Origin of the sequence: Pseudomonas sp. TH49, from assembly GCF_016650625.1 — a bacterium.
In the GTDB taxonomy this organism is placed as follows: domain Bacteria; phylum Pseudomonadota; class Gammaproteobacteria; order Pseudomonadales; family Pseudomonadaceae; genus Aquipseudomonas; species Aquipseudomonas fluorescens_H.
In genome coordinates this window covers 2,337,769-2,352,424 of sequence record NZ_JAEKFL010000002.1, presented here as the reverse complement: position 1 = coordinate 2,352,424, position 14,656 = coordinate 2,337,769, and the positions used below count along the sequence as shown (strand labels likewise).

Annotated in this window: 13 protein-coding genes; 9 read left to right on the top strand and 4 right to left on the bottom strand. The window is 59.2% G+C overall.

All coding sequences use genetic code 11. From position 1 onward, the window contains the following. Positions 1 to 5: 5 nt before the first annotated feature. From JFU48_RS27590 to JFU48_RS27580, 3 genes are all read right to left on the bottom strand, one after another. Complete coding sequence (locus JFU48_RS27590; protein ID WP_201138288.1) at positions 6 to 1,751, bottom strand: ABC transporter permease; 1,746 nt, start codon at positions 1,749 to 1,751, stop codon at positions 6 to 8. A gap of 279 nt (positions 1,752 to 2,030) precedes the next feature. Further along, positions 2,031 to 2,759 (bottom strand): alanyl-tRNA editing protein, encoded by a 729-nt coding sequence (locus tag JFU48_RS27585; protein WP_103521146.1) that lies wholly within the window; start codon positions 2,757 to 2,759, stop codon positions 2,031 to 2,033. Positions 2,760 to 2,823: 64 nt separating this feature from the next. Continuing rightward, a complete protein-coding gene (locus JFU48_RS27580; protein ID WP_201138287.1) occupies positions 2,824 to 3,744 on the bottom strand; it encodes a DMT family transporter in 921 nt (306 codons plus the stop codon). 91 nt (positions 3,745 to 3,835) lie between these two features. Between JFU48_RS27580 and JFU48_RS27575 the strand changes: the two genes are divergently transcribed. After that, positions 3,836 to 5,245, top strand: coding sequence for an aminotransferase-like domain-containing protein (locus JFU48_RS27575; protein ID WP_201138286.1), 1,410 nt, complete (start codon positions 3,836 to 3,838; stop codon positions 5,243 to 5,245). A 114-nt stretch (positions 5,246 to 5,359) separates the two neighbouring features. On the opposite strand, the gene ppsR is transcribed toward JFU48_RS27575, so the two are convergent. After that, positions 5,360 to 6,178 carry a posphoenolpyruvate synthetase regulatory kinase/phosphorylase PpsR gene (gene ppsR / locus JFU48_RS27570; protein ID WP_003223283.1) on the bottom strand — a complete coding sequence of 273 codons (819 nt, stop codon included), beginning with the start codon at positions 6,176 to 6,178 and terminating at the stop codon, positions 5,360 to 5,362. A 173-nt stretch (positions 6,179 to 6,351) separates the two neighbouring features. Between ppsR and ppsA the strand changes: the two genes are divergently transcribed. The 8 genes from ppsA (at position 6,352) to JFU48_RS27530 (ending at position 14,544) form a co-directional block, all read left to right on the top strand. Further along, positions 6,352 to 8,727 carry a phosphoenolpyruvate synthase gene (gene ppsA / locus JFU48_RS27565; RefSeq protein WP_201138285.1) on the top strand — a complete coding sequence of 792 codons (2,376 nt, stop codon included), beginning with the start codon at positions 6,352 to 6,354 and terminating at the stop codon, positions 8,725 to 8,727. A gap of 187 nt (positions 8,728 to 8,914) precedes the next feature. Further along, entirely contained in the window at positions 8,915 to 9,904 is a 990-nt protein-coding gene (locus tag JFU48_RS27560; RefSeq protein ID WP_201138284.1) for an alpha/beta fold hydrolase, read from the top strand. Positions 9,905 to 10,129: 225 nt separating this feature from the next. Then, positions 10,130 to 10,621, top strand: a complete 492-nt coding sequence (rraA, locus tag JFU48_RS27555; protein WP_003223289.1) for a ribonuclease E activity regulator RraA — start codon at positions 10,130 to 10,132, stop codon at positions 10,619 to 10,621. A 25-nt stretch (positions 10,622 to 10,646) separates the two neighbouring features. Beyond that, positions 10,647 to 11,642 (top strand): zinc transporter ZntB, encoded by a 996-nt coding sequence (locus JFU48_RS27550; RefSeq protein WP_003223291.1) that lies wholly within the window; start codon positions 10,647 to 10,649, stop codon positions 11,640 to 11,642. A gap of 63 nt (positions 11,643 to 11,705) precedes the next feature. Beyond that, entirely contained in the window at positions 11,706 to 11,954 is a 249-nt protein-coding gene (locus JFU48_RS27545) for a hypothetical protein (RefSeq protein ID WP_003223293.1), read from the top strand. A 2-nt stretch (positions 11,955 to 11,956) separates the two neighbouring features. Next, a complete protein-coding gene (locus JFU48_RS27540; protein WP_003223294.1) occupies positions 11,957 to 12,781 on the top strand; it encodes a mechanosensitive ion channel family protein in 825 nt (274 codons plus the stop codon). 87 nt (positions 12,782 to 12,868) lie between these two features. Then, positions 12,869 to 13,459 (top strand): RNA polymerase sigma factor SigX, encoded by a 591-nt coding sequence (sigX, locus tag JFU48_RS27535; RefSeq protein WP_011333251.1) that lies wholly within the window; start codon positions 12,869 to 12,871, stop codon positions 13,457 to 13,459. 107 nt (positions 13,460 to 13,566) lie between these two features. Further along, positions 13,567 to 14,544: an OmpA family protein gene (locus JFU48_RS27530; RefSeq protein ID WP_201138283.1), complete on the top strand. Its 978-nt coding sequence runs from the start codon at positions 13,567 to 13,569 to the stop codon at positions 14,542 to 14,544. The last annotated feature ends 112 nt before the right edge of the window (positions 14,545 to 14,656 follow it).

The following is a 14,656-nucleotide window of genomic DNA, read 5'->3' as shown; positions in this document are numbered from 1 at the left end:
TCCCATCAGTTCAGGCGCAGTTTGTTTTCGGCCACGGCGTACATCGGTCGCCAGACCAGACGATTGAAGGCCACGACAAAGATCGCCATGACCACCACGCCGAGGGTGATTTTCGGAAAATCTCCGGCGGCGGTGGTCTGGGCGATATAGGCCCCGAGACCGTGGGCAACGACTTTGTCCTGCCCCCAGGAGACGAATTCGGAGACGATGCTGGCGTTCCACGCACCGCCCGAGGCGGTAATGGCGCCGGTCACGTAGTACGGGAAAATGCCCGGCAGCATGACCTTGCGCCACCACAACCAGCCGCGAATGCGGAAGTTGGCGGCGGCCTCCTTGTAGTCATTGGGGAAGGCGCTGGCCCCGGCGATCACGTTGAACAGGATGTACCACTGCGTGCCGAGCACGATCAGCGGGCTGAGCCAGATGTCCGGGTTCAACTGGTAGCGCAGGATCACGATGACGAACACCGGGAACAGCAGGTTCGCCGGAAACGCCGCGAGGAACTGCGCCAGCGGCTGGATCTTTTCCGCCAGCGCCGGACGCAGGCCGATCATCACTCCCAGCGGCACCCAGATCAGCGAAGCAATGAGAATCAGACCGGCCACTCGCAGCAAGGTAAAGAACCCCAGCAGCAATACATGGCCGACCTCGGCGAGCGTCACTTCTGTGCCGACATACAGGACGATGTGATAAAGCGCATAAGCCGTCAGCAGCGCGATCAAGGTGCCCCAGATCCAATCGATCATTTTCGATCTGCTCGGGTTGTCCGCGCTGAGGGTGTGGCGCGCCGCGCGCGGCAGGTTCAAGCGCATGTTGCCCAGCCGGCTGATGGCGCGGCTGAACGGGCGCAGCAGGCGCTGGATCAATCGGGTGCGCTGGATCAGGTTCAGTACCCAGGATTCGGGCGCGGCGGTCTGCGAGGCGGTGTTTTCCATGCGGAACTTGTCGGCCCAGGCCACCAACGGGCGGAACAGGAACTGGTCGTAGATCAGGATCACCACGATCATCGTCAGAATCACGTAACCCACCGCGTGCAGGTCTTTCTGCGCGATGGCCATGGCCAGATACGAGCCGATACCCGGCAGGGTGATGGTCTGGTCCCCCACCGTGATTGCTTCCGACGCCACCACGAAGAACCAGCCGCCGGACATGCTCATCATCATGTTCCACACCAGCCCGGGCATGGCGAAAGGCACGTCGAGTTTCCAGAAACTCTGCCAGCCGGACAGTTGCAGGTTGGTCGACACCTCCACCAGATCCCGCGGCAGCATGCGCAGCGACTGGTAGAAGCTGAAGGTCATGTTCCACGCCTGACTGGTGAAAATCGCAAAGATCGCGGCGAATTCCGCCCCGAGTACCCGGCCGGGAAACATCAGCAAAAAGAAGGTCACAGTGAAGGAGATGTAGCCCAGCACTGGCACCGATTGCAGGATATCCAGCACCGGCACCAGCAGTTTTTCGGCGCGCCGACTTTTCGCGGCCAGGGTGCCGTAAAGCAGGGTGAACACCAGTGCCGCGACCATCGCCGCGAGCATGCGCAGGGTGGTGCGCATGGCGTATTCCGGCAGGTTGCTCGGGTCGAGAGAGATCACCTCGCTCTGCAAGGTGGCGATCGGTGCCCAGGTTTCCCGGGCGGTGATCGAGAAAAACAGCAAGAAGCCGATCACCAGCGGCATGGCGATCAGGTCCCAGCGATTGGGCAGCAAGCGCCGGGTCGTGGCCGGGATGTAATGACGGAACACTTTCTTCATACGCAGTGATTCCAGCGGTGTCCAAAGGGGGCGCGGCAGTCTGAGCGTAGCTTCTGTCTGCACGACCCACCGAGAATGAGCGGATGCTCGTTCTTCAGGTTCAAGTGGGAGGTGAATGTTGCGGGCCCGCTGAATTCATCAGGCCAGGAGGGCTGGCGCATCCGGTTTGGGAACCGGATGCGCTGCTTGCGCGGATTGTATATTTCCAGATGTTACAAAGACGTAAAGACAGTGTCTGTTTTAAGTGAAGAAATTTTCATCCGGTAAATGCCCGTCCGCCTAGGCGAAACGCAGGATTACCCGGCGATTGTTGCGGCTTTTCTTCTCGATTTTTTCGCAATACACCCGGCCGATTTCCCGGGTGTTGTGCACATGGGTGCCACCACAGGGCTGGATGTCGACGCCGCTGACCTCGACCATGCGCAATTCACCCTGAATGACGGGCGGCTTGACCGTCTTGCTGCCGCTTTTCTCCAGCAGCGTGGGGTATTCCGAGGCCGGCATCGACAGCACATTGACCGTGCAGGCCTGTTCGATCAGCGCGTTGAGGTCGCGGGTGATGCTGTCCTTGTCGAGGGTCATTTCCGGCAGATCGAAATCCAGTCGGCCCTTGTCGGCGCTGATGCTGCACCCGGTGACCGGCGCATTGATCAGCGCACCGAGCAGATGCAGGCAGGTATGCATCTTCATGTGCTGATAGCGCCGCTCCCAGTCGAGACTGGCGTTGACCAATGCGCCGGTACACAGCTGCGGCGGGCACTCCTGCACCTGATGCCAGATGATCGACGGCAGCAGGGGATCGCGCACCGTTCCGGTGACTTCGATCCGCGTGCCATCCACCAGACTGAAATGCCCGGTGTCACCCGGTTGCCCGCCACCGGTTGGGTAGAAAAGGGTGTGTTCCAGCACGACGGCCTGATCGACCACAGCGATGACTCGGGCACCAAAGGCGCGCCGGTAGGGTTCGCTGTTAAACAGGCTGAGGGTTTCCATGGTGTGTACCGACATTTGAACCTCCGATGTTCAAAGTTGAGTGGTGTGTGAGCCCTGTGCTCACCTCGGGTCGTGGGTTTCAGCGTTTGAGCGGTAGCTTGGTGATCGCGAAACCGGCGAGCAGGATTGCCGAGTACAGCATCAGGTCCCGCGAGATCGGCGTGCCTTCGTACCAGGCGCCGATGAGCAGGGCGAATACCGGGAAGATGATGAACACGAACGACAGCAGCACCGGGCTCAGGCGTTTGAGCAGGATGAAATACACGATAAAGCCGCCCACTGACGCCACCAGTCCGAGGTACAGCAGAGCGCCCCATGAGCGCGCGGTCACGTCCTTGAATACCGGTGCTTCCACGTTCAAGCCGACAATAAATAACATCAGCCCGGCGATGCCGATCGGCAGGGTGTTGTAGGTGATCACGCTGATCGCGCTGCCGTGCTTTTTGGTCACCACGTAGCACAGCGCATGCAGGATCGCTGCGCACAGAATCGCCAGCACGCCGAGCCATTCCGCCTGATCCAGATGCAGGCCCTGGCTGCGAATGATCATGAACAGACTGGCGAAACCGATGGCGATACCGAGCATCTGTGTGGGGAGGATTTTCTCGCGCAGAAACAGCGCGGAAAAAATCAGGATAAACACCGGCATGCAACTGAACAGCAGTGCTGTCAGACCGGACGAAACGTGCATCTCGCCGTAGTTGAGCAGGTAGTACGGCAGGCTGAAGTACGACAGCGTGACGAACACGAAAAACCAACGGCTCTGTCGCGGGAACAGCAGCGGTTCCCTGCGCAGTGCGGCGAAGCTCAGGAACAGCGGAAAGGCGATCAGAAAGCGCAGGCCCGCGGCGGTCAGTGGCGGCACGCTTTCCACGGCAATCTTGATCCCCAGCCACGTAGTGCCCCAGCTCAGGCAGACGATCAGAAACAAGGTGCTGGTGAGCAGTCCGGCGAGCCAGGGTTTGCTGATGTTCAGCGGTGCGCTGATGGCAGTCGACATGCTTGGTGCTCCGCAGCAAAAGAATTGACCCGGTTGTTGAAAAGGGCTATCCCTGATTGAACCTGTTTTCCGCACGCTATTCGGGGCGACAATGACTGTCAAAGTAAGTATTGCCATGGTGTCAATCCTCCGCGACGGCCTCGCCAACGGGGTGGGGGTGAAGTACAAGCGCCTGGCGGATGCGGTGCAGCAGGCCATCGCCGAAGGCGTGATTGCGGCGGGAGCGAAATTGCCGCCGCACCGGCTGTTGGCCGATAGCCTGGGCGTGACCATCGGCACCATCAGTCGCGCCTATGGCGAACTGGAGCGGGTCGGTCTGGTGGTGGCCCGGGTCGGCGATGGCACTTATGTGCGTGAGCGCGGGATGGAGCGGCCGCAGGACAAGGGCTTTCGCAATGTCAGCGATGAGCCGCGCGCCTGTTTCGACATGAGCCGCAATCAGCCGATCCCCGGGCAGGAAGCGGCATTCATGAGCCAGACCCTGCACAGCCTCGCCAGTGATCCGCGCGGCTTGCAGCAGTTGACCGGTTACACCGTCGAAAGCGGTTTGCTGCAGCATCGGCAGGCGGGGGCGCGCTGGTTGAGTCATGGCGCGTTTCAGCCGCACGCCGATCAGGTGTTGTGCGTCAATGGCGGCCAGCATGGCTTGCTGTGCGCCTTGATGGGCCTGCTCAAGGCCGGCGACACGTTGGTTACCGAGCATCTGACTTACCCGGGGCTGATCAGCGTCGCACGCCAGTTGGGGATCAAACTCATCGGTGTTGCGATGGATGACGAAGGGCTGCTGCCGGCAGCGCTGGACGACATCTGTCGGCAGCATCGCGTCTCGGCGCTGTACTGCACGCCGACGATTCAGAACCCGACGGCGGCAGTCATGTCGGTGCCACGGCGTGAGGCGATTGCCGACATCTGTCGCCAACACAATCTGCTGATTTTCGAAGACGACGCACATGCGGTGCTGGCCCGCCAGCGACCGTTGCCGCTGAGCCATTTCGCCGCCGAGCGCGCGGTGTTGATCGGCAGTCTGAGCAAGGCCGTTTCAGCCGGTCTGCGGGTCGGTTATCTGCATGCACCGCAAGCGCTAATCGGGCGCCTGAGTGCGGCTATTCGTGGCACCTGCTGGATGGCCAATCCGCTGGCGATGGAGTTGGCGAGCCGCTGGATCGACAACGGCATGGCCGAGCGTTTGCTGGATGAGCAGATCAGCGAAATCGGCCGACGCAAGGCGCTGGTCGCGCCGGTGTTGGCGGGGCTCAATTACAAGGCGGATGCGCATAGCCCGCACTTCTGGATCGAGGTGCCGGAGCTGTGGCGCGCCTCGCAGATTGCGGCGGAGCTGAAGGAAAACAACTACCTGGTGGCCACCGCCGAGGCCTTTGCGGTCGGGCATGCGGCGGTGCCGCAGTTCATTCGAGCGAGTGTGTGCAATGCGGTGGGAGATGACCGGTTGTTGCTGTCCGGCTTCGAGGCTTTGGCGCGGGCATTAACGGAAACCGTGTAATCGTTCTTCGCGAGCAAGCCCGCTCCCACAGGCGATCGCATTCCAACTGGAGGAACTCGATCAACCTGTGGGAGCGGGCTTGCTCGCGAAGGCGTCAGAACAGACGCCAAAAATCTATTTGAACCGCCGCTCCACGCCTTTCTCCACCAGAATCTTCGCCGAAATCTCTTCCACCGAAAAATGCGTGGAGTTGATGTGCGGGATGTTCTCGCGGCGGAACAGGTTTTCCACTTCACGCACTTCGAATTCGCACTGGGCGTAGCTCGAATAACGGCTGTTGGGCTTGCGCTCGTTGCGGATCGCGGTGAGGCGATCCGGGTCGATGGTCAGGCCGAACAGCTTGTGCTGATGGGCGCGCAGGGCGGTCGGCAGGGTCAGGCGCTCCATGTCGTCTTCGGTCAGCGGGTAGTTGGCCGCGCGAATGCCGAATTGCATCGCCATGTACAGGCACGTCGGCGTCTTACCACAACGCGACACGCCCACTAGTATCAGATCGGCCTTGTCGTAATAGTGGGTGCGCGCGCCGTCGTCGTTATCGAGAGCGAAGTTCACCGCCTCGATCCGCTCCATGTAATTGGAGTTGTGCCCGATCGAATGCGACTTGCCGACGGTATAGGAAGAATGCTCGGTCAGTTCCTGCTCCAGAGGGGCGAGGAAGGTCGAGAAAATGTCGATCATGAAACCATTGGAGGTCGCGAGAATCTCACGGATGTCCTGATTGACGATGGTGTCGAAGATGATCGGGCGCATGCCGTCGGTTTCAGCGGCTTTGTTGATTTGTTGTACCATGGCCCGCGCTTTGTCCGCGTTGTCGATATACGGCCGCGTGACTTTGCTGAAGGTAATGTTTTCGAACTGCGCCAGAAGGCTTTGACCCAGGGTTTCGGCAGTGATGCCGGTGCCATCGGAGATAAAGAAAGCAGATCGTTTCATTTGCACCTTGGGCCTTAAGCTAGTCATCAATCTTGGATATGATAGGCGCGATTGCCGGCCGCCAATGGCCCGCATTCTCACTTATTTTCCAGGTCCAGGCCATACAGCCGGCCAACGCTCCCCCGAGCTGCCGGTTTCTGAGCTTTTCCAACACAGTTAGTGGAGAGATCACCTTGGTAGAGTACGTAGTTTCCCTCGATAAGCTCGGCAAACACGATGTTGAGCATGTGGGGGGCAAGAACGCATCCCTGGGCGAGATGATCAGCAACCTGGCGGGTGCCGGTGTGTCGGTCCCCGGCGGCTTTGCCACCACCGCGCAGGCCTATCGCGACTTTCTCGAACTGAGCGGCCTCAACGATCAGATCCACAAGGCTCTCGACGCCCTGGACGTCGATGACGTCAATGCACTGGCCAAGACCGGTGCGCAGATCCGTCAATGGATCATGGACGCCGAATTCCCTGAAAAACTCAATGCCGAGATCCGCACCGCGTTCGCCGCGTTGTCGGTTGGTAACCCTGATGTGGCCGTGGCCGTGCGTTCTTCCGCCACCGCCGAAGACTTGCCGGACGCCTCGTTCGCCGGTCAGCAGGAAACCTTCCTGAACATCCGTGGCGTGGAAAACGTTATCCGCGCCGCCAAAGAGGTGTTCGCTTCGCTGTTCAACGACCGTGCCATCTCCTACCGCGTGCACCAGGGCTTCGACCACAAACTGGTCGCCCTGTCGGCCGGCGTGCAGCGCATGGTGCGTTCGGAAACCGGTACGGCCGGCGTAATGTTCACCCTCGATACCGAATCCGGTTTCCGTGACGTGGTGTTCATCACCGGCGCCTACGGTCTGGGCGAAACCGTCGTACAAGGCGCGGTCAACCCCGACGAATTCTATGTGCACAAGGGCACGCTGGAAGCCGGTCGTCCGGCGATCCTGCGTCGCAACCTCGGCAGCAAGGCGATCAAGATGATCTACGGCGACGAGGCCAAGGCCGGTCGTTCGGTGAAGACCGTCGATGTCGACAAGGCCGAACGCGCGCGTTTCTGCCTGACCGACGCCGAAGTCAGCGAGCTGGCCAAGCAGGCGATGATCATCGAGAAGCACTACGGCTGCCCGATGGACATCGAGTGGGCCAAGGACGGTGACGACGGCAAGCTGTACATCGTGCAGGCCCGTCCGGAAACCGTGAAGAGCCGCACCCAGGCCAACGTCATGGAACGTTACCTGCTGAAAGAAACCGGCACCGTGCTGGTGGAAGGTCGTGCCATCGGCCAGCGCATCGGCGCCGGTAAGGTGCGGATCATCAAGGACGTCTCGGAAATGGACAAAGTCCAGGCCGGCGATGTATTGGTCTCCGACATGACCGACCCGGACTGGGAACCGGTGATGAAGCGCGCCAGCGCCATCGTCACCAACCGTGGCGGGCGTACCTGCCACGCGGCGATCATCGCCCGTGAGCTGGGGATTCCGGCGGTTGTGGGTTGCGGCAACGCCACCCAACTGCTGAAGGATGGCCAGGGCGTGACCGTGTCCTGCGCTGAGGGTGACACCGGTTACATCTTCGAAGGCGAGCTGGGCTTCGACGTCAAGAAGAACTCCGTGGACGCCATGCCGGAGCTGCCGTTCAAGATCATGATGAACGTCGGCAACCCGGACCGCGCCTTCGACTTCGCGCAACTGCCGAACGCCGGTGTCGGCCTGGCCCGTCTGGAATTCATCATCAACCGCATGATCGGCGTGCACCCGAAAGCACTGCTGAACTACGACGGCCTGCCGCAAGAAATCAAGGACAGCGTCGACAAGCGCATCGCCGGTTACGACGATCCGGTCGGCTTCTACGTCGAAAAACTGGTTGAAGGCATCAGCACCCTCGCTGCTGCGTTCTGGCCGAAGAAGGTCATCGTGCGGCTGTCGGACTTCAAGTCCAACGAGTACGCCAACCTGATCGGCGGCAAGCTCTACGAGCCGGAAGAAGAAAACCCGATGCTGGGCTTCCGTGGCGCTTCGCGTTACATCAGCGAAGCGTTCCGCGATTGCTTCGAACTCGAGTGTCGCGCACTGAAACGCGTGCGCAACGAGATGGGCCTGACCAACGTCGAAATCATGGTGCCGTTCGTCCGTACCCTCGGCGAAGCCAGCCAGGTGGTCGATCTGCTTGCCGAAAACGGCCTGGCCCGTGGCGACAACGGCCTGCGCGTGATCATGATGTGCGAACTGCCATCCAACGCGATTCTCGCTGAAGAATTCCTCGAATTCTTCGACGGCTTCTCGATCGGTTCCAACGACCTGACTCAGCTGACCCTGGGGCTGGACCGTGACTCCGGGATCATCGCGCACCTGTTCGACGAGCGTAATCCGGCGGTCAAGAAGCTGCTGGCCAACGCGATTGCCGCGTGCAACAAGGCCGGCAAATACATCGGTATCTGCGGTCAGGGCCCTTCGGACCACCCGGATCTGGCCAAATGGCTGATGGAGCAGGGCATCGAAAGCGTGTCGCTGAACCCGGATTCCGTACTGGAAACCTGGTTCTTCCTCGCGGAAGGTCAGGCCCAGGCCTGATCCATATGTGAACGGCCCGTTCCCCTTGTGGGAGCGAGCTTGCTCGCGAAGACGGAATAAGATCCGCCACAAATGTTGGCTGATACACCGCTTTCGCGAGCAAGCCCGCTCCCACAAAGGTCGGGGGCTTTGAGATTGAAGTAGGGCGGGCTCCTGTAGATGCCGCCCTTTTTTGTGCAAGAGCATTATGCAAAGCAGCAGCAACCTGTTTCCTGTCGCCCTGATCAGCGCCGAACGTCGCGGTGATCTGAGCGAAGATGTGTATCGATTGAAACCCGGCAACAGTCCCGACTGGTCCGTGGAAATCGCCGTGACCCGTCTGGGCATGGCCGATGACACCACGCCGCGCGGCGTGCCGGTGATTTTGCTGCACGGCAGTTTTTCCAATCGACGCTTCTGGTTTTCCCCCAAGGGCCTTGGGCTGGGCGCGTACCTGACGCGTCTGGGTTTTGATGTATGGATTCCGGAGATGCGCGGCCATGGCCTGTCGCAGCGCAACCAGGACTACCGCCGCAACCGCGTGGCTGACTACGCCCGGTACGATCTGCCGGCGATTGCCGCGTTCGTGCGCGAGCAGAGCGGGCAGGTGCCACACTGGATCGGCCATTCGCTGGGCGGCATTACCCTGGCGGCGGCGCTGGGTGGCGAATACCTTGGCGAGCCAGCCGTGGCTTCCGCGGCGTTTTTCGGCACGCAGGTCAGTCGCACGTACTGGCCGCTGAAGATTCCACCGGTGGAGTGGAGCGGGCGCTTCATTCTCAAGCGTTTCGCGCAGTTGTCCGGCTCACGCCTCAAGCGCGGCCCGGAAGACGAGCCGATCGGGCTGGCGCTGGAAAGCATGCGCTGGTACGGCTTGTTCGGGCGTTTTGGCGACAAGGACAAGGACTGGTGGGCTGGCCTGGCCGAGGTGCAGGTGCCGGTGCTGGCCGTGACGGCGGCGGGCGATCATCAGGATCCGGCGTGGGCCTGTCGCAAGCTGTTCGAGCAGATCGGCTCCGAGCACAAGCAATTCGTCAATCTGGGGCGTGAGCAGGGTTTCAGTGACAATTTCGGTCACGTCGAGATGCTGGTGAGCAAGGCTGCACAGGCCGAAGTCTGGCCGCTGGTGGCGCGCTGGCTGCAGGATCAGCAGACGCCATTGCTCGGCGACAAGCCGGATCTGGCGGCCGCGGGTTGAGGACAAGGGGCTGAAAAGGGCATTTCGCTCAGGTCGGCTTGCGGCTAAGATATGACGCATTGTGCGGTTCTGGTCATAAATGGTGGCTGTTTAGCTATTACGTTTCAGCGTATGTTCAGGTTCATTCAGCGAACATTGCATGAATCAGGGTAAACAGCGACTGCCGGAGCTCGTCTCAAAAGAATGCGGCATCCTAGATCGTCTTCCTTTAACAGGAGTTTCTCGATGAACCATTACCTCACGCCTGACCTGTGTGACGCCTATCCGGAGCTGGTGCAGGTGCTGGAACCGATGTTCAGCAATTTCGGCGGCCGTGATTCTTTCGGCGGCGAAATCGTGACCATCAAATGTTTCGAAGATAACTCGCTGGTCAAAGAGCAAGCCGAACTCAAGGGTGACGGCAAGGTACTGGTGGTCGATGGCGGCGGTTCGCTGCGTCGCGCGCTGTTGGGCGACATGATCGCCGAGAAAGCTGCGAAAAACGGTTGGGAAGGGCTGGTGATCTACGGTTGCATTCGTGACGTTGACGTCATCGCCCAGACCGATCTCGGAGTTCAGGCCCTGGCCAGCCATCCAATGAAGACCGAAAAACGCGGTCTCGGCGACCTTAACGTACCGGTGACTTTCGCCGGCGTGACGTTCCACCCGGGCCACTACATTTATGCGGATAACAACGGCGTGATCATCTCGCCGAGCCCGCTGAAGATGCCTGAATAAACAGCGGCAGAACAAAGGGATGCGGATGTTCGAGGAAGAAAACGCGCAGTGGGGGCTGGTGCATGCCCTGGTGCTGGACGGTAAGGGCGGTGCGCGTTCGATAGCCAGGACCGAGCTCGACGATCTGCAGCTACAGGCCCATGAGAGTCTGTGGCTGCATTGGGATCGTAGTCATCCGCAAACCCAGACCTGGCTGCGCAAATCCAGCGGCCTTAATGAATTCGCCTGCGACCTGCTGCTGGAAGAGAACACTCGGCCGCGCCTGTTGCCATTGCCCGATGCCGAACTGCTGCTGTTTCTGCGCGGGGTCAACCTGAATCCAGGTGCCGAGCCGGAAGACATGGTTTCGGTGCGGATTTTCGCCTCGGCGCAACGGGTCATCTCCCTGCGTCTGCGCCCGCTGCGCGCCACCGATGAGTTGTTGGCGCTGTTGAGCGAGGGCAAAGGTCCGAAAACGTCCTCCGAACTGATCCTGTATCTGGCGCAATTCCTCACCCACAAGGTGCAGGATCTGGTCACGTGCCTGTCGGAACTGGTCGATGAAGAGGAAGAGCGGCTGGATGCCGACGAACGGTATACCCCCGAGCATGGCTCGATTTTGCACATCCGCCGCCGGGCTGCCGGACTGAAGCGTTTCCTCGCGCCGCAGCGGGATATTTTCGGACAGCTGACGCGGATAAAACTGCCGTGGTTTGTCGACGATGACGCCGACTACTGGAACGAATTGAACAACAGCCTGACCCGCTATCTCGAAGAGCTCGAATTGACTCGAGAGCGCATGGGGCTTGTGCTGGAGGCTGAAGACCGGCGTTTGAACGTGCGCATGAATCGCACGATGTATCGCTTCGGCATCATCACCTGTATTTTTTTGCCGATGAGTTTTCTCACCGGTCTGTTGGGCATAAACGTGGGCGGAATTCCGTTCTCGAGCAGCCCTTACGGCTTCCTGATCGCCTGTCTGACGGTGTTGGCGATGGCCTTTGGTCAATGGTGGTTATTCCGCCGTTTGCGCTGGGTATGAATATGCAATATGTGACCCGACCAAATTTGCCCGCGTCTTTCACAGACATCACGAGAGGTGCGTATGCACGATCCGTTTGAACAGTCTTTGCGCGACATGCTCAACGCCTCGCCGTCCAGCCGTGACGACGATGCATGCCTGGGTCGCGTGCTCAAAACCGCCAACCGCCAGGTTGGCGCCGGTGATCTGTTCAGCCTGCTGGGCCGCTGGCTGCCCGCGCTGATGATCGCCCTGAATAATGGATCGGCCCACGTTTCGCCGGTTTCCCGTCTTCGTAAAACTACCGCTCGCACTGCTGATAAGGCTGATTGAATATGGAACTTGATCTCTGGACTCAGAGCCTCGTCACTGCAATGACTGCGTTGTGGACCAAAGTCGCTAATTTCATTCCGAACCTGTTCGGCGCATTGGTGGTGCTGCTGTTGGGTTTCGTGGTGGCCAAGCTGCTCGATACCTTGCTCTCCAAATTGCTCGCCAAACTGGGCCTTGATCGCCTGATGGGCGGCACCGGACTGACCAAGTTGATGTCGCGCGCCGGGCTTCAGGTGCCGATCTCGACCTTGATCGGCAAGATCGTCTACTGGTTCGTTTTGCTGATTTTTCTGGTTTCCGCGGCAGAGTCCCTTGGGCTTGAGCGAGTTTCAGCTACGCTGGACATGCTGGCGCTGTATTTGCCGAAAGTTTTCGGCGCCGCGCTGGTGTTGCTGGTGGGCGTATTGCTTGCGCAACTGGCCAACGGGCTGGTGCGCGGCGCGGCAGAAGGCGTAGGGCTGGACTACGCTTCAGGTTTGGGCCGAATTGCCCAGGGGCTGGTGATCATCATCAGCATCTCGGTCGCGATCAGTCAGCTTGAAGTCAAGACCGACCTGCTGAACCATGTGATTGTCATTGTATTGATTACCGTTGGTCTGGCGGTTGCGCTGGCGATGGGATTGGGAAGCCGGGAAATTGCCGGTCAGATTCTTGCGGGAATCTATGTGCGTGAGTTGTATCAGGTTGGGCAACAAGTGCGTGTTGGCGAGGTCGAAGGCCAGATCGAAGAGATCGGCACGGTTAAAACCACATTGCTGACCGATGACGGTGAGCTAGTCTCACTCTCCAATCGGATCCTGCTGGAACAGCATGTGAGTAGCCGCTAACCCGGCAAACCCTGCTAATGTATGCCGCCGCAAAATGCCCTGAGAGGGTAGCGGCGGACATTGACCTGACTGTCGGCACGACTTGTTTTGAATAAAGCCCAAACGCTATCCACGCGCTATGACCCCCGTGAGCTCTCTGATGAGGAGTTGGTCGCGCGCTCGCATACCGAGCTGTTTCACGTAACGCGCGCCTATGAAGAGCTGATGCGGCGTTACCAGCGAACATTATTTAACGTTTGTGCGAGATATCTTGGGAACGATCGCGACGCAGACGATGTCTGTCAGGAAGTGATGCTGAAGGTGCTGTACGGCCTGAAGAATTTCGAGGGGAAATCGAAGTTCAAAACCTGGCTGTACAGCATCACTTACAACGAATGCATCACGCAGTATCGGAAAGAACGGCGAAAGCGTCGCTTGATGGACGCCTTGAGTCTGGACCCCCTGGAAGAAGCGTCGGAAGAAAAGGCGCCGAAACCCGAGGAGAAGGGCGGACTCGATCGCTGGCTGGTGTATGTGAACCCGATTGACCGTGAAATTCTGGTGCTACGATTTGTCGCAGAGCTTGAATTTCAGGAAATCGCAGACATCATGCACATGGGTTTGAGTGCGACAAAAATGCGGTACAAACGTGCTCTAGACAAATTACGTGAGAAATTTGCAGGCATTGCTGAAACTTAGTTCAGCGCAAATATCTCTTACGTGTAGGCAAGTTCTGATAGACTTGCTGCCGAGTTGTCCCCCGGTTTGCGGGACTGCTTCACAATCACCAGATGGGGATTTAACGGATGAAACTGAAAAACACCTTGGGCTTGGCCATTGGTTCTCTTATTGCCGCTACTTCGTTCGGCGCATTGGCACAAGGCCAAGGCGCAGTTGAAGGCGAGATCAACTACAAGAAGCAGTACAACGACAGCGTTGACCATGTCGAAGACGGCTTCAACCCAGGCGCCAAAATCGGTTACTTCCTGACCGACGACGTCTCGATCAACTTCGGCTGGGATCGTAACAACCACACCCGTTCGAACGACGGTACCGGTAGCCAGAAACTGCGCGGCGACAACTTCGGTCTGACCGCTCAGTACCACTTCAACAACGCTGGCGACGCTCTGCGTCCATACGTTGAAGGTGGCGTTAAGCACGGCACCCTGACCAACGTTGCAGACGACGGTCACACTGGTCGTGACCAGTCGACTTTCCTGACTGCTGGCGCTGGCGTTAAGTACTACTTCGCCGAAAACTTCTTCGCCCGTGCTGGCGTAGAAGCTGACTACAAACTGGACAACGGCCGTTGGGACTACGCTCCATCGGTTGGTCTGGGTGTGAACTTCGGCGGTGGCGGCAAGCCAGCTCCTGCTCCAGTTCCAGCTCCAGAGCCAGTTGCAGAAGCTCCAGTTGAAGCTCCAGTTGCTGAAGTTGTTCGTGTTGAGCTGGACGTCAAGTTCGACTTCGACAAGTCGGTCGTCAAGCCTAACAGCTACGCTGACATCAAGAACCTGGCTGACTTCATGAAGCAGTACCCAGCGACCCACACCACTGTTGAAGGTCACACTGACTCCGTCGGTCCTGACGCTTACAACCAGAAACTGTCTCAGCGTCGTGCAGACGCTGTTAAGAAAGTTCTGACTCAGCAGTATCAAGTTGATCCGTCCCGCATCAACTCGGTTGGCTACGGCAAAACCCGCCCAGTTGCTGACAACAGCACTGAAGCTGGCCGCGCTGTAAACCGTCGCGTAGAAGCGCAGGTTGAAGCTCAAGCTAAGTAATTAGCTCGCCGCTTTGAGAAAAGCCCGGCCTAGGCCGGGCTTTTCTTTGTCTGCGATTTGGTGTTGAAGCCATAAGCCCGGCTATAATCGCCACCTCTTTTCGCCGCCCGAG

What these genes read in the sequence shown, in the direction of transcription:
- JFU48_RS27590 (WP_201138288.1), bottom strand. Translation starts at nt 1,751, where the DNA reads ATGAAGAAAGTGTTCCGTCATTACATCCCGGCCACGACCCGGCGCTTG.
- JFU48_RS27585 (WP_103521146.1), bottom strand. Translation starts at nt 2,759, where the DNA reads ATGTCGGTACACACCATGGAAACCCTCAGCCTGTTTAACAGCGAACCC.
- JFU48_RS27580 (WP_201138287.1), bottom strand. Translation starts at nt 3,744, where the DNA reads ATGTCGACTGCCATCAGCGCACCGCTGAACATCAGCAAACCCTGGCTC.
- JFU48_RS27575 (WP_201138286.1), top strand. Translation starts at nt 3,836, where the DNA reads ATGACTGTCAAAGTAAGTATTGCCATGGTGTCAATCCTCCGCGACGGC.
- ppsR (WP_003223283.1), bottom strand. Translation starts at nt 6,178, where the DNA reads ATGAAACGATCTGCTTTCTTTATCTCCGATGGCACCGGCATCACTGCC.
- JFU48_RS27560 (WP_201138284.1), top strand. Translation starts at nt 8,915, where the DNA reads ATGCAAAGCAGCAGCAACCTGTTTCCTGTCGCCCTGATCAGCGCCGAA.
- rraA (WP_003223289.1), top strand. Translation starts at nt 10,130, where the DNA reads ATGAACCATTACCTCACGCCTGACCTGTGTGACGCCTATCCGGAGCTG.
- JFU48_RS27550 (WP_003223291.1), top strand. Translation starts at nt 10,647, where the DNA reads ATGTTCGAGGAAGAAAACGCGCAGTGGGGGCTGGTGCATGCCCTGGTG.
- JFU48_RS27545 (WP_003223293.1), top strand. Translation starts at nt 11,706, where the DNA reads ATGCACGATCCGTTTGAACAGTCTTTGCGCGACATGCTCAACGCCTCG.
- JFU48_RS27540 (WP_003223294.1), top strand. Translation starts at nt 11,957, where the DNA reads ATGGAACTTGATCTCTGGACTCAGAGCCTCGTCACTGCAATGACTGCG.
- JFU48_RS27530 (WP_201138283.1), top strand. Translation starts at nt 13,567, where the DNA reads ATGAAACTGAAAAACACCTTGGGCTTGGCCATTGGTTCTCTTATTGCC.